The following is a 23,834-nucleotide window of genomic DNA, read 5'->3' as shown; positions in this document are numbered from 1 at the left end:
TGGCAGTAATGTAAAAATCATGTAGATTTAGCTCTTGGTGCTACACAAATAAAAATTAGGTATAAAAAATGACATACGAAGTAAAATCTCTTAATGAAGAATGCGGTGTTTTCGGTATCTGGGGACATCCAGATGCTGCTAAATTGACCTATTTTGGTCTCCACAGTCTTCAACACCGTGGTCAGGAGGGGGCAGGAATCCTCTCCAATGATCAAGGGAAACTAAAGCGACATCGCGATATGGGTCTTCTATCAGAAGTCTTCAGAAATCCTGCTAACTTAGATAAATTGACAGGAACTGGTGCGATTGGGCATGTGCGTTATGCGACTGCTGGCGAAGCTTCTGTAGATAACATCCAGCCCTTCCTCTTCCGTTTTCACGATATGCAGTTTGGGTTGGCTCATAATGGAAATCTGACCAATGCGGCCTCTCTCAAGAAAGAATTGGAAGATAGAGGAGCGATTTTCAGCGCGACTTCGGACTCGGAAATCTTGGCTCACCTCATTCGTCGCAGTCATAATCCTAATCTAATGGGCAAAATCAAGGAGGCGCTCAGTCTAGTTAAAGGTGGTTTTGCCTATATCTTGCTGTTTGAAGACAAGTTGATTGCGGCTCTTGATCCCAATGGTTTCCGTCCGCTTTCTATCGGGAAAATGGCCAACGGAGCGGTGGTTGTTTCCTCTGAAACTTGTGCTTTTGAGGTCATTGGTGCTGAATGGATTCGTGATTTGAAGCCAGGTGAGATTGTGATTATTGATGACAAGGGTATCCAGTATGACAACTATACAGATGATACTCAGTTGGCGATTTGTTCTATGGAGTATATCTATTTTGCCCGCCCTGATTCTAACATTCATGGTGTCAATGTCCATACGGCTCGTAAACGTATGGGTGCCCAATTGGCGCGTGAATTCAAGCATGAGGCGGATATCGTGGTCGGTGTGCCCAATTCTTCCCTCAGCGCGGCTATGGGATTTGCGGAAGAGTCCGGGCTACCAAATGAAATGGGGCTCATCAAGAACCAATACACCCAACGTACCTTTATCCAACCGACTCAAGAATTGCGGGAGCAAGGGGTGCGGATGAAACTCTCTGCTGTTTCAGGCGTTGTAAAAGGCAAGCGTGTGGTTATGATTGATGACTCTATTGTACGTGGAACAACCTCTCGTCGGATCGTTCAACTCTTGAAAGAAGCGGGTGCGACTGAGGTTCACGTTGCCATTGGTAGTCCAGCGCTAGCTTATCCATGTTTCTACGGGATTGATATCCAGACACGTCAGGAGCTGATTGCGGCTAATCATACGGTCGAAGAAACTCGCCAAATCATTGGTGCGGACAGTCTGACTTATCTTTCTGTTGAGGGGTTGATTGATTCAATTGGTATTGAAACAGATGCGCCAAATGGTGGTCTCTGTGTCGCTTACTTTGACGGTGACTACCCAACACCTCTCTACGACTATGAGGAAGACTATCGTAGAAGTTTGGAAGAAAAGACCAGTTTTTACAAATAGACAATAGATTCTCCATTAAAGGAAAGGAAGAGGAGATAGAATGACAAATAAGAATGCTTATGCTTCACGTCTCACTACTGACTAAAAGCTAAAGTATTTGTCAGTAGACGCTTTGTCCTATAGGATCAAAGCTAGAGCCCTGACTAGTATTTTTAGATAAAATAATTGTTTATCTAGAAATACGTCGCAATCTTTCCCCCAAAAAAAGAAAAGGAAAAATAAAATGGCAAATAAAAATGCGTACGCTCAATCTGGTGTGGATGTTGAAGCGGGTTATGAAGTTGTTGAACGGATTAAAAAGCACGTGGCTCGTACGGAGCGTGCAGGTGTCATGGGAGCTCTGGGTGGCTTTGGTGGTATGTTTGACCTTTCAAAAACAGGTGTCAAAGAACCCGTCTTGATTTCAGGAACTGATGGTGTCGGAACCAAGCTCATGCTGGCTATCAAGTACGACAAGCACGATACCATCGGTCAGGACTGTGTAGCCATGTGTGTCAATGATATCATCGCTGCGGGTGCGGAGCCCCTCTATTTCCTTGACTACGTAGCGACAGGGAAGAATGAACCAGCTAAGCTAGAACAAGTTGTCGCTGGTGTGGCAGAAGGTTGTGTGCAGGCAGGTGCTGCCCTCATTGGTGGGGAAACGGCTGAAATGCCTGGCATGTACGGCGAAGATGACTATGACTTGGCTGGTTTTGCGGTTGGTGTGGCTGAAAAATCTCAAATCATTGACGGTTCAAAGGTGGCAGAAGGAGATGTTCTTCTCGGACTTGCTTCAAGTGGGATTCATTCCAATGGTTACTCTCTCGTCCGTCGTGTCTTTGCGGATTACACAGGTGAGGAAATCTTGCCAGAATTGGAAGGCAAGCAACTCAAGGAAGTTCTTCTTGAGCCGACTCGTATCTATGTCAAGGCTGTCTTACCACTCATCAAGGAAGGGTTGGTCAACGGCATTGCCCACATCACAGGTGGTGGCTTTATTGAGAATGTCCCTCGTATGTTTGCAGCTGACTTGGCTGCTGAGATTGATGAAAGCAAAGTTCCAGTGCTTCCAATTTTCAAAGCCCTTGAAAAATACGGTCAGATTAAACACGAAGAAATGTTTGAAATCTTCAATATGGGTGTGGGACTTATGCTAGCAGTTAGCCCTGAAAATGTAATTCGTGTCAAGGAGTTGTTGGATGAACCAGTCTATGAAATTGGTCGTATCGTCAAGAAAGAAAACGAAAGTGTCATCATCAAATGAAAAAAATAGCGGTTTTTGCCTCTGGTAATGGCTCAAATTTTCAGGTGATTGCCGAAGAATTTCCAGTAGAGTTTGTCTTTTCAGACCATCGTGACGCCTATGTGCTTGAGCGTGCAGAGCAGCTCGGCGTTCTGTCCTATGCTTTTGAACTCAAGGAGTTTGAAAGCAAGGCAGACTACGAAGCAGCTATTGTCGAACTCTTGGAAGAACACCAGATTGACTTGATTTGCCTAGCAGGCTACATGAAAATCGTTGGGCCAACCTTATTGGCGGCTTATGAAGGTCGGATTATCAACATTCATCCAGCCTACTTGCCAGAATTTCCAGGAGCTCATGGGATTGAGGATGCTTGGAATGCTGACGTTGCTGAGAGCGGCGTGACCATTCACTGGGTGGATTCAGGTGTGGATACAGGCAAGGTTATCAAACAAGTCCGTGTGCCACGGTTAGCTGATGATACCATTGACAGTTTTGAAGAACGGATTCATGAAGCAGAGTATAAGTTGTATCCAGAGGTGCTGGATAGTTTGGGAGTGGAAAGGATAAATAAGAGAATTTTATGAATAAAGTAGTTGATGATTTGTTGAAAAATATAAAAGAATTTGAAGCATCCTTTAATGAATATGAAAAACAATTTTATCCTGAAATACGGAAAGAGAGACAAAGGTTGATGATATACTTTATCTTATGGATACTGTTTATCATAGGAGCTGCAATTGTATTCCAATTTTTCCCTAAATTTGTTTGTTTGAGGAATATTCTTATTTTTCTTACCATAATTTTTACAGTATTAGTTTTATTTTATACTATAAAATTTGATGAAGTTTCAGTTGGGGTGCCTAGTAAATTTACCAAATTATGTGATAAAGTCAAGTATAGATTGAAATATCTTTACGGAGATAATGCTAAAGAAGTCGCTGATATGTTGGTTAATGATTTAAGCGAGAAAAGAAATAGTCAGCTACAAAAATATGAAAATATAGTTAAAGCTATAGGTACTATTGGGAAAGTTTTGGTAACAGCAACTATTACTCTGGCTTTAAATAGATTATTCGTTGAAGATAAAACAAACATTTCTGGCGAAACGTTTGGAAATATAATTATTATTGTAGCTATAATGGTAATTTTAATCAAACTTATAGATAGTGGGATTAAAAAAATTATTAAATATCCTGTATTTGGAAAGGCTTCAAAAGAAGTGTATTTAACAGATATTTTATACGAAGTGAAGTATATGATATTAGAAAAGGAAGATAACTAACATGACTAAACGCGCCTTAATCAGCGTCTCAGATAAAGCGGGCATTGTTGAATTTACCCAAGAACTCAAAAAACTTGGTTGGGATATTATCTCGACAGGTGGGACAAAGGTTGCCCTTGACAATGCTGGGGTGGAGACTATTGCGATCGATGATGTGACGGGCTTCCCAGAGATGATGGATGGCCGTGTTAAGACCCTTCATCCAAATATCCACGGTGGGCTCCTCGCCCGTCGTGATTTGGATAGCCACTTGGAAGCGGCCAAGGAGAACCAAATTGAGCTTATCGACCTTGTAGTGGTCAACCTTTATCCTTTCAAGGAAACGATCCTCAAACCAGACGTGAGGTACGCTGATGCGGTTGAGAACATCGATATCGGTGGGCCATCTATGCTTCGCTCGGCAGCGAAGAATCATGCCAGCGTGACGGTTGTGGTAGACCCTGCTGACTATACAGTGGTTTTGGACGAGTTGTCAGCCAATGGTGAAACGACTTACGAAACGCGTCAACGTTTGGCAGCCAAAGTTTTCCGTCACACAGCGGCTTATGACGCCTTGATTGCAGAGTATTTCACAGCTCAAGTCGGAGAAAGCAAACCTGAAAAGCTCACTTTGACCTATGACCTCAAACAAGCTATGCGTTACGGTGAGAATCCTCAACAAGATGCGGATTTCTACCAAAAAGCTTTGCCAACAGACTATTCGATTGCTTCAGCGAAACAGCTCAACGGGAAAGAATTGTCATTTAACAATATCCGCGATGCTGACGCTGCCATTCGTATTATTCGCGATTTCAAAGAACGCCCAACGGTTGTAGCTCTCAAACACATGAACCCATGTGGGATTGGTCAAGCTGATGACATCGAGACTGCTTGGGACTACGCTTATGAGTCTGACCCAGTGTCTATCTTTGGTGGGATTGTCGTTCTCAACCGTGAGGTGGATGCTGCGACAGCTGAGAAGATGCACGGCGTTTTCCTTGAAATCATCATTGCACCAAGCTATACGGATGAAGCGCTAGCCATTTTGACCAACAAAAAGAAAAACTTGCGTATCCTTGCCTTGCCATTTGATGCTCAAGAGGCCAGTGAAGTGGAAGCAGAATACACAGGTGTAGTTGGTGGACTTCTGGTGCAAAATCAAGACGTAGTGAAAGAAAGCCCAGCTGATTGGCAAGTGGTGACCAAACGTCAGCCAACTGAGACAGAAGCGACAGCTCTTGAGTTTGCTTGGAAGGCTATCAAGTATGTCAAATCAAACGGAATCATTGTAACCAATGACCACATGACACTGGGTGTTGGTCCAGGTCAAACTAATCGTGTGGCCTCTGTTCGTATTGCCGTTGACCAAGCCAAAGACCGCCTTGACGGCGCTGTGCTTGCTTCGGATGCCTTCTTCCCATTTGCGGATAATGTGGAAGAAATCGCCAAAGCAGGGATCAAGGCCATCATCCAGCCCGGTGGCTCAGTCCGTGACCAAGAGTCTATCGAAGCTGCGGATAAATATGGCTTGACCATGGTCTTCACAGGAGTGAGACATTTTAGACATTAAGAAAACGAAAGGGAAGAAAACAGTTTCTTTCCTTTTTTGCGTAAAAATGCGGAGTGAAATAAGATTAAAACGAACGTTTATGGTATAATGTTATTAAATAATTCGCAAAAGAGGTTGTGAGATGAAGCTGTTAGTTGTAGGTTCAGGTGGTCGTGAACATGCGATTGCTAAGAAGTTACTTGAGTCAAAAGACGTTGAAAAAGTATTTGTAGCTCCTGGGAATGATGGGATGACTCTGGATGGTTTGGAGTTGGTAAATATCTCCATTTCCGAACATTCTAAATTGATTGAGTTTGCAAAAACCAACTATATTGCTTGGACCTTTATCGGGCCAGATGACGCCCTTGCGGCTGGTATCGTGGATGATTTCCATGCAGCGGGTCTCAAAGCCTTTGGTCCGACAAGATTGGCAGCGGAGCTGGAGTGGTCCAAGGATTTTGCCAAGGAAATCATGGTCAAATATGGCGTTCCGACAGCAGCCTATGGCACATTCTCGGATTTTGAGGAAGCCAAGGTCTATATCGAAAAACAGGGTGCGCCTATCGTGGTCAAGGCGGATGGCTTGGCGCTTGGGAAAGGTGTCGTCGTTGCGGAGACAGTCGAGCAAGCGGTCGAAGCAGCTCACGAGATGCTTTTGGACAATAAATTTGGTGACTCAGGTGCGCGTGTAGTTATTGAGGAATTCCTTGAAGGAGAGGAATTTTCACTCTTTGTCTTTGTCAATGGCGACAAGTTCTATATCATGCCGACAGCGCAAGACCACAAACGTGCCTATGATGGTGACAAAGGGCCTAACACGGGTGGTATGGGTGCCTATGCGCCAGTTCCACACTTGCCACAGAGTGTAGTTGACACAGCGGTTGAGACTATTGTCAAGCCAGTTCTTGAAGGGATGATCAAAGAAGGCCGTCCGTATCTTGGCATCCTCTACGCAGGGCTTATCCTGACAGCAGAAGGTCCTAAAGTCATCGAGTTCAATGCTCGCTTTGGAGATCCTGAAACACAGATTATCTTGCCTCGTTTGACATCTGACTTTGCACAAAATATTACAGATATTCTGGATAGCAAGGAGCCAAACATCACCTGGACGGATAAGGGTGTGACTCTGGGTGTGGTTGTCGCATCCAAGGGTTACCCGCTAGAATATGAAAAGGGTGTTGCATTGCCAGCAAAAACCAATGGCGGCATTATCACCTACTATGCAGGTGCTAAGTTTGCGGCAAATAGCAGAGCACTGCTATCAAACGGTGGACGTGTCTATATGCTCGTTAACACAGCAGATACCGTCAAAGAGGCTCAAGATACCATCTACCAAGAACTCACCCAACAAAAAACAGAAGGCCTCTTCTACCGAACAGATATCGGAAGCAAGGCGATAAAAGATTAACAGATACTAACTTTGTTATGGCGAGCGAAAGCGAGCCAAAATAGAATAATCGTCGCAGTAGTGGAACTCCTAGTAGCTTTGCTACTAGGAGCGGAAAACTGGAGACCTAGGCTCCAGTTTTAGTAATGGAACGCCCTAGGCGGTCGCTTACGTCCGCACTACATTAGACGATTATCAAAAAGAAAAATAAAAATTCACAAAATACGTTAATGACCGTATGGTTTGCGAGCGTTAGCGAGCTAATATAGAACAATCGCCGCCGTTCAGGGAAATTAGAAGACCTTGGGCTTCCAATTTAGGCATGAGACACCTTTGATGGCTGCTGCCGTCCCTCACAACCTAAGGTGATTGTTGAAAAACAGGAAAAAGGAGAAGAAATGAAACCCGTAATTTCCATTATCATGGGCTCAAAATCCGATTGGGCAACCATGCAAAAAACAGCAGAAGTCTTAGACCGCTTCGGTGTAGCCTACGAAAAGAAAGTTGTCTCTGCCCACCGTACACCAGACCTCATGTTCCAACATGCCGAAGAAGCTCGTAGTCGTGGCATCAAGGTTATCATCGCAGGTGCTGGAGGTGCAGCCCATTTGCCAGGTATGGTCGCTGCTAAAACAACCCTTCCAGTCATTGGTGTGCCAGTCAAATCTCGTGCTCTTAGTGGAGTGGATTCACTCTATTCTATCGTTCAGATGCCGGGTGGCGTACCTGTTGCGACAATGGCTATCGGTGAAGCTGGTGCGACAAATGCGGCTCTCTTCGCCCTCCGTCTTCTTTCAGTAGAGGATCAAGCTATCGCGACAGCTTTGGCAGATTTTGCAGAAGAACAAGGAAAAATCGCAGAGGAGTCTACCAATGAGCTCATCTAAAACAATCGGAATTATCGGTGGCGGTCAGCTGGGTCAGATGATGGCGATCTCAACTATCTATATGGGGCACAAGGTCATTGCGCTGGATCCTGCTGCGGATTGCCCAGCCTCTCGTGTGGCGGAAATCATTGTGGCGCCTTATAACGATGTGGATGCCCTTCGTCAGCTAGCTGAGCGTTGCGATGTCCTGACTTATGAATTTGAGAATGTAGATGCTGACGGTCTTGATGCTGTTATCAAGGATGGGCAACTCCCTCAAGGGACCGACCTGCTTCGCATCTCCCAAAACCGGATCTTTGAGAAAGACTTCCTCTCAAACAAGGCTCAAGTCACTGTAGCACCTTACAAGGTTGTGACTTCTAGCCAAGACTTGGCAGATATCGACCTGTCGAAAAACTATGTCCTCAAGACGGCAACAGGTGGTTATGATGGCCATGGACAAAAGGTCATTCGCTCGGCAGAAGACTTGGAAGAAGCCAATGCACTAGCCGATTCAGCAGACTGTGTTTTGGAAGAATTTGTCAATTTTGACCTTGAAATTTCTGTCATTGTATCAGGAAATGGCAAGGACGTGACGGTTTTCCCAGTTCAGGAAAATATCCACCGAAACAATATCCTTTCAAAAACTATTGTGCCTGCTCGCATTTCTGAAAGTTTAGCCGAGAAAGCCAAAGCTATGGCAGTGAGAATCGCTGAGCAACTCAACTTGTCTGGAACCCTTTGCGTGGAAATGTTTGCGACAGCTGATGATATCATTGTCAACGAGATTGCCCCACGACCACACAACTCTGGGCACTACTCTATTGAAGCTTGCGACTTCTCCCAGTTTGATGCCCATATTCTGGGTGTTCTGGGGGCACCATTGCCAGCTATCAAACTGCATGCTCCAGCCGTCATGCTCAATGTCCTCGGCCAGCATGTCGAAGCTGCTGAAAAATATGTCACAGAAAATCCAAGCGCCCACCTCCACATGTATGGTAAAATAGAAGCGAAGCACAACCGCAAGATGGGACATGTGACTTTATTTAGTGATGAACCAGATAGTGTGGGAGAGTTTTAGGGGAGAGGGGTCTAAAGAAAAAATGTTTGAAAAAATTAAAGGAATTAATATAAAATCAGGTATTTTTGAAGATGAAACAAAATTAGAACTCTTTGAAGGAAATTTTGAGGGAACAAATCCAGTACAAAACGATAGGGCAAGTTTATTGTTTGGAAGGAATGGTTCAGGGAAAAGTACCATTGCTCGAGGAATAAATCAATTAAAAAATGGTGAGTTTGGAACAGATAGAGTATCATTTATTGATAAAAATAATAATAATATTGTACTTAGTGATACTGAACGAAAATCGATATTTGTTTTCAATGAACACTATGTTGATCAGAAAGTCAAAATTGCTCAAGAAGGGTTAGATACAATTGTAATTTTAGGTGAACAGGTTGATATCGATGAGGAACTGGATAGATTAAGAACGCAGTTATCAGAATCACAAATTGAATCTCAAGATTATTATGCTGAATATGAAGAATATTTAGATGAAAAAAATGAAAAATCTCCAGACTTTTGGAAAAAGGAAATGACAGATTCTTTGAAAGGAGTAGGCAACTGGGCCGAAAGAGATAGGGAGATAAAAGGAAATCGAGCTGCATCTCCCGTTCATAATAATACCTTTCAAAATTTTGTTGATTTACAACCAATCTTAGATAAAAATGAGTTAGAGGTTGAATTCAACAATAAAAAAGCTAGATATTTTTCAATAAGAGATTCCGCAGTTACTATAAATAATGAACTATCTTTACCTGATATTAATTTTGATAGCAATGAATTATCAACTTTATTGTCTGAAAAAATCGAAGAACCTGAGTTGAATTCTAGGGATAAGTATTTACTGACATTATTATCTGATTCCACAAAAGGTGAACGTCATTTGAGAGAAGTTAAAGATTTCTTTGAAGATGAACATCAAAAAAAATGTCCTTTTTGTACTCAATCAGTATCAGAAGATGTTAAAGTTGAACTCACGAATGGCATAACTAAACTACTATCAAGAGCAGTCGAAGAACACCAATCCGCATTGAGAGGTAAAAAAATTGATGAGATTAATCAAGATTTTTCTGGTTATGAACAGATAGATCCAATATTAATTCAGTCTTATCAAAATAGTATTAATGCTTTGAATGCTAAATTTAACGAAATTAACTCAATAATCGATAAGAAGATTGATAATCCATATAATATAGTTGAGTTACCTAATATAAGCTTTTCTCAAGAATTAAGTCAAGCAGAGCATGATATTGAAAAAATTAACCAAGCAATTATCAAACATAATTCAGAAATCTCGGATATTCAAAAGTTAAAAGTAGATCTCCTTCAAATAAATAATGAATTAGCTTTTTATGAAATTCAAGATGCATACAAAAAGTTTCAAGAGAAAACAAATAAAAAAGCAATTTGTGAAAATAATTATAATAGCAGTAGTAAACGAGTAAAGGATTATGAGAAGCAGATTTCTGATTTAGAAGACAAGAAACTTAATATAGATATTGCAGTTGATGAAATTAATAAAAGTTTAAATTACATATTTTTTTCAAAAAATCGGTTAGCTATACAGAATCAAAACGGAAAATACTATCTGTTATCAAGAGGTAAGTCTGTGGTCCCCAGTAGGGTTTCCGTAGGGGAACGAAATGCGCTGGCATTATGTTATTTCTTTACTGAGATAATTCAACAGAGAGAGTTAGCAGATGCTTATAGTCATGAATATTTTATTGTTATTGACGATCCAATTTCTAGTTTTGATATGGAAAATAAAGTTGGAATAACCTCGTATTTAAAATACTGTTTAACTAGATTTTTTAAGGGGAATAGTAATACTAGAGTTTTACTAATGACCCATGATAAACAAACAATATATGACTTTGATATCTTTTTGAAAGAGATAATGGAATCCTGTAAAGAAGAGGAAGGTGGACAAAAATCTAAATACAAGAAGTTAGAATTGGTTTCTGGTAAATTACAAGAATTCAAAACTAGTACTCACGATTATACAGAACTACTTGAAATAGTCTTCGGTTATGCATTGGGAAATAGTACACCTACTTCGGAAAGTTTTGTTGGGAATGCAATGAGAAAAATTTTAGAAGCCTATGGTAGTTTTAATTATAAGAAGGGAATTGCCGAGCTAACAACAGATCCTTTAATTGTTGAAAAAATTGATAAAGAATACAGAACTTATTTTGAGAATCTTATGTATAGACTGGTTTTAAACGGTGAAAGTCATTTTAAGGATCCGGTTAAAACTTTGAGTATTGATTTCTTTGATACCATTTCTGATGAAGAACGAAAAAAAACAGCTAGAGATTTACTAGTTTTACTTTATCTTTTAGATGATTTACATGTTTTAAAACATTTAGAGGGTGTATCAAATGCGGAAAATAGACTTGAACAATGGAAGTGTGAGATTTTAGAATAAGAGAATCATACCATTTGACTTATTGCAATGGTTGAAGTTTGCATGATAGCTGATTAGAGTAATCAAAGGATTATTACTTCCTAATTTTATTTTCTACAAACCCTAATTTAGCATCTAATAATGCAAAGTTTCCTGAGCCTCATAGATAAAAAAGATTTTTAAGGAGAAACAACATGATCAACCGTTACTCTCGCCCGGAGATGGCGAACATTTGGAGTGAAGAAAATAAATACCGTGCTTGGCTTGAGGTAGAAATCCTCGCTGATGAGGCATGGGCTGAGTTGGGGGAAATCCCTAAGGAAGATGTAGCTTTGATTCGTGAAAAGGCGGACTTTGACATCGACCGTATTTTGGAGATTGAGCAAGAGACTCGCCACGATGTGGTTGCCTTCACACGTGCGGTTTCTGAGACTCTTGGTGAAGAGCGCAAGTGGGTTCACTATGGTTTGACTTCTACCGACGTGGTGGATACGGCCTACGGTTACCTCTACAAGCAGGCCAACGATATCATCCGTCGTGACCTTGAAAACTTTACCAACATCATCGCTGACAAGGCTAAGGAACACAAGTTCACCATCATGATGGGTCGTACCCACGGTGTGCACGCTGAGCCTACAACCTTTGGTCTTAAATTGGCGACTTGGTATAGCGAAATGAAGCGCAATATCGAGCGTTTCGAGCATGCGGCTGCTGGTGTGGAAGCTGGTAAGATTTCTGGTGCGGTTGGGAACTTTGCTAATATCCCACCATTTGTAGAGCAATATGTCTGCGACAAATTGGGTATTCGTGCCCAAGAAATCTCTACACAGGTGCTTCCTCGTGACCTTCACGCTGAGTACTTTGCGGTTCTTGCCAGCATCGCAACTTCTATCGAACGTATGGCGACTGAGATTCGTGGTTTGCAAAAATCTGAACAACGCGAAGTAGAAGAATTCTTTGCCAAAGGTCAAAAAGGTTCATCTGCTATGCCTCACAAACGCAACCCTATCGGTTCTGAAAATATGACAGGTCTTGCGCGTGTTATCCGTGGTCATATGATTACAGCCTATGAAAACGTTGCTCTCTGGCACGAACGAGACATTTCCCACTCATCAGCTGAACGCATCATCACACCAGATACAACTATCTTGATTGACTACATGCTCAACCGCTTTGGAAATATTGTCAAGAACTTGACGGTCTTCCCAGAAAATATGATCCGCAATATGAACTCGACATTTGGTTTGATTTTCAGCCAACGTGCTATGTTGACCTTGATTGAAAAAGGGATGACCCGTGAGCAAGCCTATGACTTGGTACAACCAAAAACAGCCTACTCTTGGGACAACCAAGTAGACTTCAAACCACTGTTGGAAGCAGATCCAGAAATAACATCACGCCTCACACAAGAGGAAATCGACGAGATTTTCAACCCTCTTTACTACACCAAACGAGTGGATGATATCTTTGAACGTCTTGGATTAGGATAATTAGAATAAAAATCGAAGTTCTATTACTCTATTTACTGGAGTAGCAGAACTTCGATTTTTCTTTTTTATTAAAGTGCTTTTGAAAAAAATAACCAATATTTTATAATATGTTGAATATAGAATAGTATACTGTGACTTCTAAAATATTACTAGAAATTGATTTAAATTTCCTAATCGATTTGTCTATATTCTATTTCAATCTACTATGTCATATAATAATCATAGAAAAAGCCCAAGCGATTAGGCTCAGGCTTTCTTCTTAGTGATCACGGTCACATGAGATGAATTTAATCTTGTAATAATCAGATCGTTTGTAAGTTTCACTGTATCCTAAAACTTGACCAGTTGATTCGAGTTTGGTGATTTTAGTTTGGTGATTTTAGTTTGTAGGACAGTAGGGAATTGTTCATCGACTCCGAGGACTGAAGCCGCATGTTCTGGAGTTGGAAAGACTATTTCGTTGATTTCTTCAAAGTGTTCATCATTCATGTGAATGTGGTAGTCTAACTTGAAACGGTTATAGATAGAACTATAGTATTCAAGGTTTGGATAATTTGCGTTGATATATTGTTCTGGGATGTAGGATGTATGGTAGATATAAACGACACCGTTTGATTCGCGGACACGTTCAATCTTGTAGTAGAATTGATCGCCGCGTAGACCCAATTTTTCCAAGTAAACGAGCTTGTTTCCGCGTTCAATTGAAAGAACAGTTACCTTATCATCTTTAGCATTAAAGAGTTCAATATCCGAAAACTCTACAAGTTTGTGTTTGCGTGCACGTGAAACGAAGGTTCCTTTTCCTTGTTGGCGGACAATATAGCCATCTTTAGCAAGGTCGTTTAAGGCGCGGACAACTGTGATAGAACTGACATCGTACATTGAAATGAGTTCTGCTTCAGTGTAAAATTTATCTCCACTGCTAAACTGCCCAGAGATGATTTTATTTTTTAATTCGTCTTTTATGTATTGATATTTGGGAATTGCCATATTTTTACCTCTATTTTCCTTCTCCATAGAAAATTTTACCATAAAAGCGAAAAAAATAGTAGTCTTTTGAATAAAAAATTAGAATAATAGTTTGAAAAATTAAGCTATATAGGGATTGCTCGTATTTTATAAATGTATTTTATACAAAATTATTTTAGGTTCTATATTCTGAATGTAAAGAGCGTTTGAAATGGGTCTGAAAATGTTTGAAACTAATTGAACGTGTGTATAATAGTAAAATTCTAGCAAATATTCCGACAATTTCTATTGACAATTCAAACAGATTGGTTTATAATTACCATAACAACAAATGAAAGCGTAAACTTTCGCGGTCAGAAGGTAGTTTTATGACACGATTTGAGATACGAGATGATTTCTATCTTGATGGAAAATCATTTAAGATTTTATCTGGCGCCATTCATTATTTTAGGGTTCCTCCAGAGGATTGGTATCATTCGCTCTATAACTTGAAGGCTCTTGGGTTTAATACGGTAGAGACTTATGTTGCTTGGAATTTACACGAGCCTCGTGAGGGTGAGTTTCACTTTGAAGGAGCTCTGGATTTGGAGCGGTTTCTTCAGACAGCGCAAGACTTGGGTCTCTACGCTATCGTTCGTCCGTCGCCCTTCATCTGTGCGGAATGGGAATTCGGTGGTTTGCCGGCTTGGCTCTTAACCAAAGACATGAGGATTCGTTCTTCAGATCCTGCCTATATTGAGGCTGTCGGTCGCTATTATGACCAGCTCTTACCACGATTGGTTCCACATCTGTTGGACAATGGTGGCAATATCCTCATGATGCAGGTTGAAAATGAGTATGGTTCTTACGGAGAAGATAAGACTTACCTGAGAGCGATTCGACAGTTGATGGAAGAGCGTGGCGTAACCTGTCCTCTATTTACATCAGATGGTCCATGGAGAGCTACTCTGAAAGCTGGAACTTTGATCGAAGATGATCTCTTTGTGACAGGCAACTTTGGTTCTAAGGCACCTTACAACTTTTCACAGATGCAGGAATTCTTTGATGAGTATGGCAAGAAATGGCCACTCATGTGTATGGAGTTCTGGGATGGCTGGTTCAATCGTTGGAAAGAACCGATTATCACACGGGATCCAAAAGAGTTGGCAGAAGCTGTTCGAGAGGTTTTGGAACAAGGCTCCATCAATCTTTACATGTTCCATGGTGGGACAAACTTTGGTTTCATGAATGGTTGCTCGGCTCGAGGAACTTTGGACCTGCCACAAGTTACATCTTATGATTATGATGCCCTTCTGGATGAAGAAGGGAATCCAACTGCTAAATATCTGGCAGTCAAGAAGATGATGGCAACACATTTCCCAGAGTATCCGCAGTTGGAACCACTCTACAAAGAGAGTATGGAGTTGGATGCTATTCCACTGGTTGAAAAAGTTTCCTTGTTTGAAACCTTAGATAGCTTGTCAAGTCCTGTAGAAAGTCTCTATCCTAAAAAGATGGAGGAGTTGGGACAAAGCTATGGCTACCTACTCTATCGAACAGAAACAAACTGGGATGCAGAAGAAGAAAGACTTCGTATCATTGATGGTCGAGATAGGGCCCAGCTGTATGTCGATGGTCAATGGGTCAAAACCCAATATCAGACAGAGATTGGGGAAGATATTTTCTATCAAGGCGAAAAGAAAGCGTTATCTAGGATTGACATATTGATAGAAAATATGGGGCGTGTCAACTATGGACACAAGTTCTTAGCGGATACGCAACGTAAGGGAATTCGGACAGGGGTTTGTAAGGATTTGCATTTCTTACTGAACTGGAAACACTATCCACTCCCACTAGACAATCCTGAGAAAATTGATTTTTCAAAAGGATGGACTCAAGGACAACCAGCCTTTTATGCTTATGACTTTATGGTCGAAGAGCCAAAAGATACTTACCTAGACTTGTCTGAGTTTGGTAAGGGAGTTGCCTTTGTCAATGGGCAGAATCTAGGACGTTTTTGGAACGTCGGCCCAACCCTCTCACTTTATATCCCTCATAGCTATCTCAAGGAAGGTGCCAACCGCATCATTATCTTTGAAACAGAAGGTCAATATAAAGAAGAGATTCATTTAACTCGTAAACCTACACTAAAACACATAAAGGGGGAAAACTTATGACAATTGTAGGATGCCGTATCGATGGACGTTTGATCCACGGACAAGTAGCCAATCTTTGGGCTGGAAAACTAAATGTTTCACGCATTATGGTTGTAGACGACGAAGTTGTCAACAACGATATTGAAAAGAGTGGTTTGAAACTTGCGACACCACCAGGTGTGAAACTCAGTATATTGCCAGTTGAGAAAGCGGCAGCCAATATTCTTGCTGGTAAGTACGATAGCCAACGTCTCTTTATCGTGGCTCGTAAACCAGACCGCTTCCTTGGCTTGGTCGAAGCAGGTGTACCACTTGAAACCCTCAATGTTGGGAATATGTCTCAAACACCAGAAACTCGTTCTATTACACGTTCTATCAACGTAGTAGACAAGGATGTGGAAGATTTCCACAAACTGGCAGAAAAAGGTGTTAAACTTACTGCTCAAATGGTTCCAAATGATCCAATTTCAGACTTTTTGAGCTTATTAAAATAGGAAAAAATTTTTTAGGAGGTCATTGTTATGATACAATGGTGGCAAATTTTACTTCTCACTTTGTACTCAGCTTATCAAATCTGTGATGAGTTGACGATCGTTTCATCTGCAGGTTCCCCTGTATTTGCTGGTTTCATTACTGGTTTAATCATGGGAGATGTGACTACTGGTTTGCTTATCGGTGGTAACTTGCAACTGTTCGTTCTTGGGGTTGGTACCTTCGGTGGTGCTTCTCGTATCGACGCAACTTCTGGTGCGGTTCTTGCGACAGCCTTCTCTGTTTCACAAGGAATTGATGCACCGCTTGCAATTACTACAATCGCTGTACCAGTAGCAGCTCTCTTGACTTACTTCGACGTTCTTGGACGTATGACTACTACCTTCTTCGCTCACCGTGTGGATGCTGCCATCGAACGCTTTGACTATAAAGGTATTGAACGCAACTACTTGCTTGGTGCGATTCCTTGGGCTCTATCTCGTGCCCTTCCAGTCTTCTTTGCCCTTGCTTTTGGTGGTGCCTTTGTGCAACATGTAGTAGACTTAGTGACAGAATACCAATGGATTGCAGATGGTTTGACACTTGCAGGACGTATGCTTCCAGGTCTTGGATTTGCAATCTTGCTTCGTTACCTTCCAGTTAAACGTAACCTTCACTACCTTGCTATGGGATTCGGTTTGACAGCTATGTTGACTGTTCTTTACTCATATGTAACAGGTCTTGGTGGCGCTGTTGCTGGTATCGTAGGTACTCTTCCTGCTGAAGTTGCTGAAAAAATTGGTTTCGTGAACAACTTCAAAGGTTTGTCTATGATTGGTATTTCTATCGTAGGTATCTTCCTTGCAGTGCTTCACTTCAAAAATAGCCAAAAAGTAGCTGTAGCAGCACCTTCTACACCATCAGAAAGTGGGGAAATCGAAGATGACGAATTCTAATTACAAACTAACAAAAGAAGATTTTAATCAAATCAACAAACGTAGCTTGTTTACTTTCCAATTAGGTTGGAACTACGAACGTATGCAAGCTTCTGGTTACCTTTATATGATCTTGCCTCAATTGCGTAAAATGTATGGGGATGGAACTCCTGAATTGAAAGAAATGATGAAAGTTCATACTCAATTCTTCAATACTTCACCATTCTTCCATACCATTATCGCTGGTTTTGACCTTGCCATGGAAGAAAAAGATGGTGTGGGTTCAAAAGACGCCGTTAACGGTATCAAGACAGGTTTGATGGGGCCATTCGCTCCTCTTGGAGATACAATCTTTGGTTCACTTGTACCTGCTATCATGGGGTCAGTCGCAGCAACTATGGCTATCGCTGGCCAACCTTGGGGTATCTTCCTTTGGATTGCAGTTGCAGTAGCGTATGACATCTTCCGTTGGAAACAGTTGGAATTTGCCTACAAAGAAGGGGTTAACCTTATCAACAACATGCAAAGTACCTTGACAGCTTTGATTGACGCTGCATCTGTACTTGGTGTCTTCATGATGGGTGCTCTTGTAGCAACAATGATCAACTTTGAAATTTCTTACAAGTTGCCAATCGGTGAAAAGATGATTGATTTCCAAGACATCTTGAACCAAATCTTCCCACGTTTGCTTCCAGCAATCTTTACTGCCTTTATCTTCTGGTTGCTTGGTAAGAAAGGTATGAACTCTACTAAAGCTATCGGTATTATTATCGTACTTGCTTTGGTTCTTTCTGCCCTTGGTCACTTTGCACTTGGAATGTAATTTTTATGGCGAAATCATTGATTTTGGTGAGCCATGGTCGCTTCTGTGAAGAGCTTAAAGGTAGTACGGAAATGATTATGGGCCCACAAGACAACATTCATACAGTAGCTCTTCTTCCAGAAGATGGGCCAGAAGACTTTACTGCAAAATTCGAAGCTGCTATTGAAGGATTGGATGATTTCCTAGTCTTTGCGGATCTTCTCGGTGGGACACCTTGTAACGTGGTAAGCCGTTTGATTATGGAAGGTCGTGACATCGAACTTTACGCAGGGATGAATCTTCCAATGGTGATTGAATTTATCAATGCGAGCCTTACAGGCGCAGATGCGGACTATAAGAACCGTGCTGCAGAAAGCATTGTGAAAGTTAATGACCTGTTAGCGGGCTTCGATGATGACGAAGATGAATAAGATGTGACAACGTGAACATCGTCAGAACAACTTATATAGAATATACATGGGAATGGGGCTTACTCCCATTCCCATATTTGATAGAAAAAGAGGAACTCAATGCTACATTATACAAAAGAAGACTTGATCGAATTGGGTGCAGAAATCACTACACGTGAAATCTACCAACAGCCTGACGTATGGAAAGAAGCTTTTGAATCTTATCAAGCAAAAGGTGAAGAAATTGCAGCCTTCCTACAAGGGATTGCTGATAAACATGACTATATCAAGGTTATTTTGACAGGTGCTGGGACTTCTGCTTATGTGGGAGATACCTTGGTGCCTTACTTTAAGGAAGTCTATGACGAACGCAAATGGAATTTCAATGCTATTGCGACCACAGATATTGTTGCCAATCCAGAAACTTATTTGAAAAAAGATGTGGCAACTGTCCTAGTATCTTTTGCTCGCAGCGGAAATTCACCTGAAAGTGTGGCGACTGTTGATTTGGCCAAGGCCTTGGTGGATGAGCTTTACCAAGTGACGATTACGTGTGCAACGGACGGTAAATTGGCTCTTCAAGCCCACGGTGATGACCGTAATCTCTTGCTCTTGCAACCAGCTGCTTCTAATGACGCTGGATTTGCTATGACCTCTAGCTTTACGTCTATGATGTTGACAGCTCTCTTGGTCTTTGATCCTACAGAATTTGCTGTGAAAGCTGAACGTTTTGAAGTTGTATCTAGTCTTGCCCGTAAAATCCTAGACAATCCAGAAGATGTCAAAGAACTTGTTGACCTAGACTTTAACCGTGTCATCTACCTTGGTGCAGGTCCTTTCTTTGGACTTGCTCATGAAGCTCAGCTCAAGATTTTGGAATTGACAGCTGGCCAAGTGGCGACCATGTATGAAAGTCCAGTTGGCTTCCGTCACGGTCCAAAATCTCTGATCAACGAAGATACAGTTGTCTTGGTCTTTGGGACAACGACAGACTACACTCGTAAGTACGACTTGGACTTGGTTCGTGAGGTTGCTGGTGACCAGATTGCTCGTCGTGTTGTGCTTTTGAGTGATCAAGCCTTTGGTCTTGAAAATGTCAAAGAAGTGGCCCTTGGTTGTGGCGGTGTCTTGAATGATATTTACCGTGTCTTCCCTTACATCGTTTATGCTCAACTCTTTGCCCTATTGACTTCACTTAAGGTCGAAAATAAACCAGATACACCGTCTCCTACTGGTACAGTAAACCGTGTGGTACAAGGTGTTATCATCCACGAATATCAAAAGTAAGACAGTGTTTATGAATTCTTGATAAAGGAGTTTGTAAATCATACAAGTAAACCATAGATTGTCAATTCGCTTTCTATGGTTTGTTTGATTGAGAGAAATAGTAAAAGGAGAACAGAATGAAAGCATACACAGAGCGTGTATTTGGAAATCATGAGGGCAAGGATGTATTGGCCTATCGATTTGAAACTGACAGTGGCTACCAACTTGAGGTTATGACTTATGGTGCGACCATCTTGCGTTATGTCACACCTGACAAGGCTGGAAATTTTGCCAATGTTATCTTGGGATTTGATGACTTTGATAGCTATGTAGGTAATAGTCCCAAGCATGGAGCTAGCGTAGGTCCTGTGGCGGGCCGTATTGCAGGTGCGACATTTGAGCTCAATGGCAAGACTTATGACCTTGAAGTCAACAATGCTAGCAACTGTAACCACAGTGGTTCAACTGGTTGGGATTCGAGCTTGTTTGAACTAGTCGAAGTGAGCGACCATGGCTTGACCCTCTACACAGAGCGTACAGATGGGACAGGAGGATTTCCTGGAAATCTCAAGATTTGGATCAGTTACCACTTGGAAGAAACTGGTGCCTACGAAATCAGCTACAAGGTAACGACCGATCAGGATACGCTGGTCAATCCGACCAACCACAGCTACTTCAACTTGTCTGGTGATTTCACGCAGACCATTGACCGCCATGTCTTCCAACTAAACACAGAGGGCATTTACCCAATTGCTCCCGACGGTGTTCCTGCAAAAACTCCAGATGCTACTCGTGATGTGGTCAAACACATCTACAATGGTGCCTTGTTGAAAGACATCTTTGCAGAAGAAGATGAGCAAATCCAACTGGTATCTGGTTTGGATCATCCATTTGCCCTTCCTGCAGGCCATGACAATGCTGGTTTTCTTTATGACCAAAACTCAGGTCGCTTCCTGCTCTTCAAGACAGAGGCTCCTTGCTTTGTAGTCTACACAGCAAATTTTGTGGATGAGAGTGTCATCATAGGAGGTCAGCCAATGGTACAGCACAATGGGATTGCCCTTGAAGCGCAAGCTTTACCAGATGCCATTCACAGTAACCTCAAAGACCAAGTCATCCTTAAAGCTGGTCAAACCTTCACAAGTAAGACACGTTATGAACTTGTTGTGAAATAAAAGAATCATTGCGCCTACTTTTGGGATTTAGGAATAGGTAAGCAAAGACAAATAGTAGGAAAATATGATATAATTAAACGTTGAAAGGTATCTGTTAAGATAATATTCAAACTACAATAAGGAGTAAGAAAGAAATGAAGAAAATTGTATTTGCTAGCGCCTTGGCCTTGACCTTGGCAGGAGCAGTTTTGACAAATGATGTTTTTGCCAACGACAGACTGGTTGCAACACAATCTGCTGATGGTAATGTATTGACCTCAGAGGTGCTAAAACCTTCTAGTGGCAATGTTTTGGTTGGAATCAAGGGAGAATTTTTGCCTCCTCATCAACAATCTATTTTAGATGCTATCAATAAAATTCGTAAAGAAGCAGCCGACGAAGGTTTGGTAGATAAGTATGTTCCTGTCAAATGGTCAGTTGACCATGAGAAAACGGCTTTTGTACGCGCTGCTGAGGTATCTGTTGCGCTGAAGGCTGAACGTCTTTCCAGTAAAAACAACTGGACTGCCTTTCCATCTGGTAATAGCCTAAGTGGAGAAGCTTTAGATTTGAATCCTGATGGATTTCTAAAAGCAATTGAAAACTGGCATGCTGAAAAGGCGCAATATGTGGCGAAAAAGAAAGATAAAACATCAAAAGAATTTTCATCTTATTATGAGAACTTGATTAACCCTAAATTTACCCATGTGGGTCTTGCTGCTTTTAAAAATGCAGCTAGTCCTCAGAAAGCAGCAACGGTTGCTTTGGCTCTAGGAACTACGACTTCTTCAGAGGAATTGGCTGGTGGATATGGTTCTGCTGTTCAGTACACAGAAGTGACTGCCTCAAACCTTTCAACAATTAAAAGTAAAGCTATAGTTGTAGAAACACCGCTGAAAGATTTCAGAAAATCTACGTCTGATCAGTCTGGCTGGGTGCAGTCTAATGGCAAGTGGTATTTTTATGAGTCTGGTGATGTGAAGACAGGCTGGTTGAAAACAGGTGGTCAATGGTACTACTTGAATGACCTAGGTGTCATGCAGACTGGATTTGTAGAAGTTGATGGATCGGTGTATTATCTAAGTAACTCAGGCGCTATGTTTACAGGCTGGGGAACAGATGGTAGCAGATGGTTCTACTTTGATGGCTCAGGAGCTATGAAAACAGGTTGGTACAAGGAAAATGGTACCTGGTATTACCTTGATGAAGAAGGGATCATGAAGACGGGTTGGTTTAAAGTAGGTCAACACTGGTACTATGCAAATGGTTCAGGCGCTTTGGCAGTGAGCACAACAACACCAGATGGTTACCGTGTAAATGGTAATGGTGAATGGGTAAACTAGGCTGAAAATGTCAGGCCATAGGTAAAGTATTCATCTTACTTAGCAAAAAGAATGAATGATAAGAAAGAGGTTGATGGCGAACATTGGCCTCTTTTTTTGGAGTGTTTAGAGTCAGTTGCTATTCACTGAAAATAAGGACGAGTCATCGCTGGAGTATTCCTAATTCAAAAATCAAGTTTGAACATTTGCTTTTGGTATCTGTTTATTTCTGGAATGTGAGCTTTATACTCTTCGAAAATCTCTTCAAACCACGTCAGCTTCGCCTTGGTGTAGGTATATGTTACTGACTTCGCCAGTTCTATCTGCAACCTCAAAACAGTGTTTTGAGCAACCTACGATTCGCTTCCTAGTTTGCTTTTTGATTTTCATTGAGTCTCATCTGCAATAGAAAAGCAGTGTGAGAAGCAAATACACACCAGAATAAAAGAGAAACTCTAGGAAAGAAAATGTAAAGAAATATCAAAGTTTTCAAAACGATTTTCACAAAAACTTTGATAAAACAAATAAAATTCCGAACAAAAATGTAACAAAAATTTAATATAAAACACTTGACAAAGATTTGTGGGGGGGGGTATACTTAATATAGTGTAGTCTGAAAATGATTATCAGAAAAGAGGTAAATTTAGATGAATAAGAAAAAAATGATTTTAACAAGTCTAGCCAGCGTCGCTATCTTAGGGGCTGGTTTTGTTGCGTCTCAGCCTACTTTTGTAAGAGCAGAAGACGCTCCACAAGCTGTCGAAAATTCTTTATCAGAGAAGCAAAAAGAATTCTTATCTAATTTTGATAAAGCTAAAGAAGCTACAGTTAAAGAATTACAAGAATATTTAGACAATGCAAAAGGAAAAGGAGATCCAGAATTAGAAAACCAAATTCAAGGGTTTATTGATGAATTTAAAAAACGAACTGAAGCTCAGAAGGCTGACTATGAAAAACGCTTCAAAGAAGGTCTAACTGCAGAAGATGCTGAAGAAGAAATAGAATCAAAAGCTAAAGAAGAGGAAGTTGCAGAAGAAAAAGAAGCTAAGGAAGAAGAAGCTGCTCAACAAGAATTTTTAGCTAATTTTGACAAGGCATTAAAGGATACGGTTTCAAAATTAGAAGAAGATGCAAAAAATAATCCTGAAATAGAAGAACAAATTCAAGATACGATTGCAAAATTAAAAGCAGAAGCAGATAAAACAAAAGCTAAAATCGTAGAAGGTTTCAAACAAGGCTTAACTGCAGAAGACGCTGAAAAAGCAATCGATGATGCAAATAAAAAGTCAGCAGAAGAAGAGAAAGCAGCTCAGGAAGAATTTTTAGCAAACTATGATGCAGCATTGAAAGCAGCAATCGCAGAATTAGAAAAAGCTGAAACTAATAGTCCAGAAGAAGCAAAAGCAAAAGCTGATACAATTGCAGCATTAAAAGCAGCATCAGATGAAACAAGAAAACAAATTGTAGAAGGCTTCAAAAAAGGCTTAACTGCAAAACAAGCTGAAAAATTTATCGATGAATTAAATAAGAAAGCTGCAGAAGAAGATAAAGCTAAAGAAAAACCAGCGGAAAAACCGGCAGAGAAACCAGCAGAAAAACCAGCGGAAAAAC

Annotated in this window: 18 protein-coding genes and 3 pseudogenes; 20 read left to right on the top strand and 1 reads right to left on the bottom strand. The window is 41.1% G+C overall.

Annotated elements, in window-relative coordinates:
• Positions 1–68: 68 nt before the first annotated feature.
• The 11 genes and pseudogenes from purF to purB all read left to right on the top strand — a co-directional run bounded on the left by purF (position 69) and on the right by purB (position 12,759).
• Entirely contained in the window at positions 69–1,511 is a 1,443-nt protein-coding gene (purF, locus tag HT698_RS07745) for an amidophosphoribosyltransferase (protein ID WP_173219013.1), read from the top strand.
• Positions 1,512–1,734: 223 nt separating this feature from the next.
• On the top strand, positions 1,735–2,757 hold the full coding sequence (purM, locus tag HT698_RS07740) for a phosphoribosylformylglycinamidine cyclo-ligase (protein ID WP_173219009.1): 1,023 nt from the start codon (positions 1,735–1,737) through the stop codon (positions 2,755–2,757).
• On the top strand, positions 2,754–3,320 hold the full coding sequence (gene purN, locus HT698_RS07735) for a phosphoribosylglycinamide formyltransferase (protein ID WP_173219006.1): 567 nt from the start codon (positions 2,754–2,756) through the stop codon (positions 3,318–3,320). The genes purM and purN overlap by 4 nt, the downstream gene beginning before the upstream one ends.
• Positions 3,317–4,018 carry a hypothetical protein gene (locus HT698_RS07730; RefSeq protein WP_001045459.1) on the top strand — a complete coding sequence of 234 codons (702 nt, stop codon included), beginning with the start codon at positions 3,317–3,319 and terminating at the stop codon, positions 4,016–4,018. Before purN ends, HT698_RS07730 begins: the two co-directional genes overlap by 4 nt.
• Position 4,019: 1 nt before the next feature.
• Positions 4,020–5,567, top strand: a complete 1,548-nt coding sequence (purH, locus tag HT698_RS07725) for a bifunctional phosphoribosylaminoimidazolecarboxamide formyltransferase/IMP cyclohydrolase (RefSeq protein WP_173219004.1) — start codon at positions 4,020–4,022, stop codon at positions 5,565–5,567.
• A gap of 121 nt (positions 5,568–5,688) precedes the next feature.
• Positions 5,689–6,954 (top strand): phosphoribosylamine--glycine ligase, encoded by a 1,266-nt coding sequence (gene purD / locus HT698_RS07720; protein WP_173219000.1) that lies wholly within the window; start codon positions 5,689–5,691, stop codon positions 6,952–6,954.
• A gap of 252 nt (positions 6,955–7,206) precedes the next feature.
• Positions 7,207–7,302: pseudogene (locus HT698_RS10360) on the top strand (phosphoribosylaminoimidazole carboxylase).
• 29 nt (positions 7,303–7,331) lie between these two features.
• Positions 7,332–7,820, top strand: coding sequence for a 5-(carboxyamino)imidazole ribonucleotide mutase (purE, locus tag HT698_RS07715; protein ID WP_038806534.1), 489 nt, complete (start codon positions 7,332–7,334; stop codon positions 7,818–7,820).
• Positions 7,807–8,880, top strand: coding sequence for a 5-(carboxyamino)imidazole ribonucleotide synthase (gene purK, locus HT698_RS07710; RefSeq protein WP_173218997.1), 1,074 nt, complete (start codon positions 7,807–7,809; stop codon positions 8,878–8,880). Before purE ends, purK begins: the two co-directional genes overlap by 14 nt.
• Positions 8,881–8,902: 22 nt before the next feature.
• Positions 8,903–11,290 carry an AAA family ATPase gene (locus HT698_RS07705; RefSeq protein ID WP_173213937.1) on the top strand — a complete coding sequence of 796 codons (2,388 nt, stop codon included), beginning with the start codon at positions 8,903–8,905 and terminating at the stop codon, positions 11,288–11,290.
• A 173-nt stretch (positions 11,291–11,463) separates the two neighbouring features.
• Positions 11,464–12,759, top strand: a complete 1,296-nt coding sequence (purB, locus tag HT698_RS07700) for an adenylosuccinate lyase (protein ID WP_173218995.1) — start codon at positions 11,464–11,466, stop codon at positions 12,757–12,759.
• Positions 12,760–13,018: 259 nt separating this feature from the next.
• Here purB and HT698_RS07695 read toward each other — a convergent pair.
• Positions 13,019–13,749, bottom strand: a pseudogene (locus HT698_RS07695) (GntR family transcriptional regulator).
• A 347-nt stretch (positions 13,750–14,096) separates the two neighbouring features.
• Here HT698_RS07695 and HT698_RS07690 point away from each other — a divergent pair.
• The 9 genes and pseudogenes from HT698_RS07690 to HT698_RS10355 form a co-directional block, all read left to right on the top strand.
• On the top strand, positions 14,097–15,884 hold the full coding sequence (locus tag HT698_RS07690) for a beta-galactosidase (RefSeq protein WP_173218991.1): 1,788 nt from the start codon (positions 14,097–14,099) through the stop codon (positions 15,882–15,884).
• Positions 15,881–16,357 carry a PTS system mannose/fructose/N-acetylgalactosamine-transporter subunit IIB gene (locus HT698_RS07685; RefSeq protein WP_000156967.1) on the top strand — a complete coding sequence of 159 codons (477 nt, stop codon included), beginning with the start codon at positions 15,881–15,883 and terminating at the stop codon, positions 16,355–16,357. The genes HT698_RS07690 and HT698_RS07685 overlap by 4 nt, the downstream gene beginning before the upstream one ends.
• 27 nt (positions 16,358–16,384) lie before the next feature.
• Positions 16,385–17,290: a PTS mannose/fructose/sorbose/N-acetylgalactosamine transporter subunit IIC gene (locus tag HT698_RS07680; RefSeq protein ID WP_050235418.1), complete on the top strand. Its 906-nt coding sequence runs from the start codon at positions 16,385–16,387 to the stop codon at positions 17,288–17,290.
• On the top strand, positions 17,277–18,092 hold the full coding sequence (locus HT698_RS07675) for a PTS system mannose/fructose/sorbose family transporter subunit IID (protein ID WP_173218989.1): 816 nt from the start codon (positions 17,277–17,279) through the stop codon (positions 18,090–18,092). Before HT698_RS07680 ends, HT698_RS07675 begins: the two co-directional genes overlap by 14 nt.
• A 5-nt stretch (positions 18,093–18,097) precedes the next feature.
• Entirely contained in the window at positions 18,098–18,502 is a 405-nt protein-coding gene (locus HT698_RS07670; RefSeq protein WP_173218987.1) for a PTS sugar transporter subunit IIA, read from the top strand.
• A 99-nt stretch (positions 18,503–18,601) separates the two neighbouring features.
• The gene (locus HT698_RS07665; RefSeq protein ID WP_173218985.1) at positions 18,602–19,768 is read left to right on the top strand and encodes an SIS domain-containing protein; all 1,167 of its coding nucleotides are present in this window, start codon (positions 18,602–18,604) and stop codon (positions 19,766–19,768) included.
• Positions 19,769–19,884: 116 nt separating this feature from the next.
• A complete protein-coding gene (locus tag HT698_RS07660) occupies positions 19,885–20,922 on the top strand; it encodes an aldose epimerase family protein (RefSeq protein WP_173218982.1) in 1,038 nt (345 codons plus the stop codon).
• Between the two features lie 134 nt (positions 20,923–21,056).
• The gene (locus HT698_RS07655; RefSeq protein ID WP_173218979.1) at positions 21,057–22,244 is read left to right on the top strand and encodes a CAP domain-containing protein; all 1,188 of its coding nucleotides are present in this window, start codon (positions 21,057–21,059) and stop codon (positions 22,242–22,244) included.
• Between the two features lie 626 nt (positions 22,245–22,870).
• A pseudogene (locus tag HT698_RS10355) lies at positions 22,871–23,834 on the top strand (hypothetical protein); the annotation flags it as partial.

Origin of the sequence: Streptococcus sp. 3109 (assembly GCF_013276905.1) — a bacterium.
Taxonomy (GTDB): domain Bacteria; phylum Bacillota; class Bacilli; order Lactobacillales; family Streptococcaceae; genus Streptococcus.
The sequence above is the reverse complement of the archived record's forward strand: the minus strand, read 5'-3'. Positions and strand labels throughout refer to the sequence as shown.

Coding starts and splice junctions, on each gene's coding strand:
- HT698_RS07660 (WP_173218982.1), top strand. CDS start 19,885: ATGAAAGCATACACAGAGCGTGTATTTGGAAATCATGAGGGCAAGGAT.
- HT698_RS07690 (WP_173218991.1), top strand. CDS start 14,097: ATGACACGATTTGAGATACGAGATGATTTCTATCTTGATGGAAAATCA.
- HT698_RS07730 (WP_001045459.1), top strand. CDS start 3,317: ATGAATAAAGTAGTTGATGATTTGTTGAAAAATATAAAAGAATTTGAA.
- HT698_RS07670 (WP_173218987.1), top strand. CDS start 18,098: ATGGCGAAATCATTGATTTTGGTGAGCCATGGTCGCTTCTGTGAAGAG.
- HT698_RS07665 (WP_173218985.1), top strand. CDS start 18,602: ATGCTACATTATACAAAAGAAGACTTGATCGAATTGGGTGCAGAAATC.
- purD (WP_173219000.1), top strand. CDS start 5,689: ATGAAGCTGTTAGTTGTAGGTTCAGGTGGTCGTGAACATGCGATTGCT.
- purM (WP_173219009.1), top strand. CDS start 1,735: ATGGCAAATAAAAATGCGTACGCTCAATCTGGTGTGGATGTTGAAGCG.
- HT698_RS07655 (WP_173218979.1), top strand. CDS start 21,057: ATGAAGAAAATTGTATTTGCTAGCGCCTTGGCCTTGACCTTGGCAGGA.
- purB (WP_173218995.1), top strand. CDS start 11,464: ATGATCAACCGTTACTCTCGCCCGGAGATGGCGAACATTTGGAGTGAA.
- HT698_RS07680 (WP_050235418.1), top strand. CDS start 16,385: ATGATACAATGGTGGCAAATTTTACTTCTCACTTTGTACTCAGCTTAT.
- purN (WP_173219006.1), top strand. CDS start 2,754: ATGAAAAAAATAGCGGTTTTTGCCTCTGGTAATGGCTCAAATTTTCAG.
- purF (WP_173219013.1), top strand. CDS start 69: ATGACATACGAAGTAAAATCTCTTAATGAAGAATGCGGTGTTTTCGGT.
- HT698_RS07685 (WP_000156967.1), top strand. CDS start 15,881: ATGACAATTGTAGGATGCCGTATCGATGGACGTTTGATCCACGGACAA.
- HT698_RS07675 (WP_173218989.1), top strand. CDS start 17,277: ATGACGAATTCTAATTACAAACTAACAAAAGAAGATTTTAATCAAATC.
- purE (WP_038806534.1), top strand. CDS start 7,332: ATGAAACCCGTAATTTCCATTATCATGGGCTCAAAATCCGATTGGGCA.
- purK (WP_173218997.1), top strand. CDS start 7,807: ATGAGCTCATCTAAAACAATCGGAATTATCGGTGGCGGTCAGCTGGGT.
- purH (WP_173219004.1), top strand. CDS start 4,020: ATGACTAAACGCGCCTTAATCAGCGTCTCAGATAAAGCGGGCATTGTT.
- HT698_RS07705 (WP_173213937.1), top strand. CDS start 8,903: ATGTTTGAAAAAATTAAAGGAATTAATATAAAATCAGGTATTTTTGAA.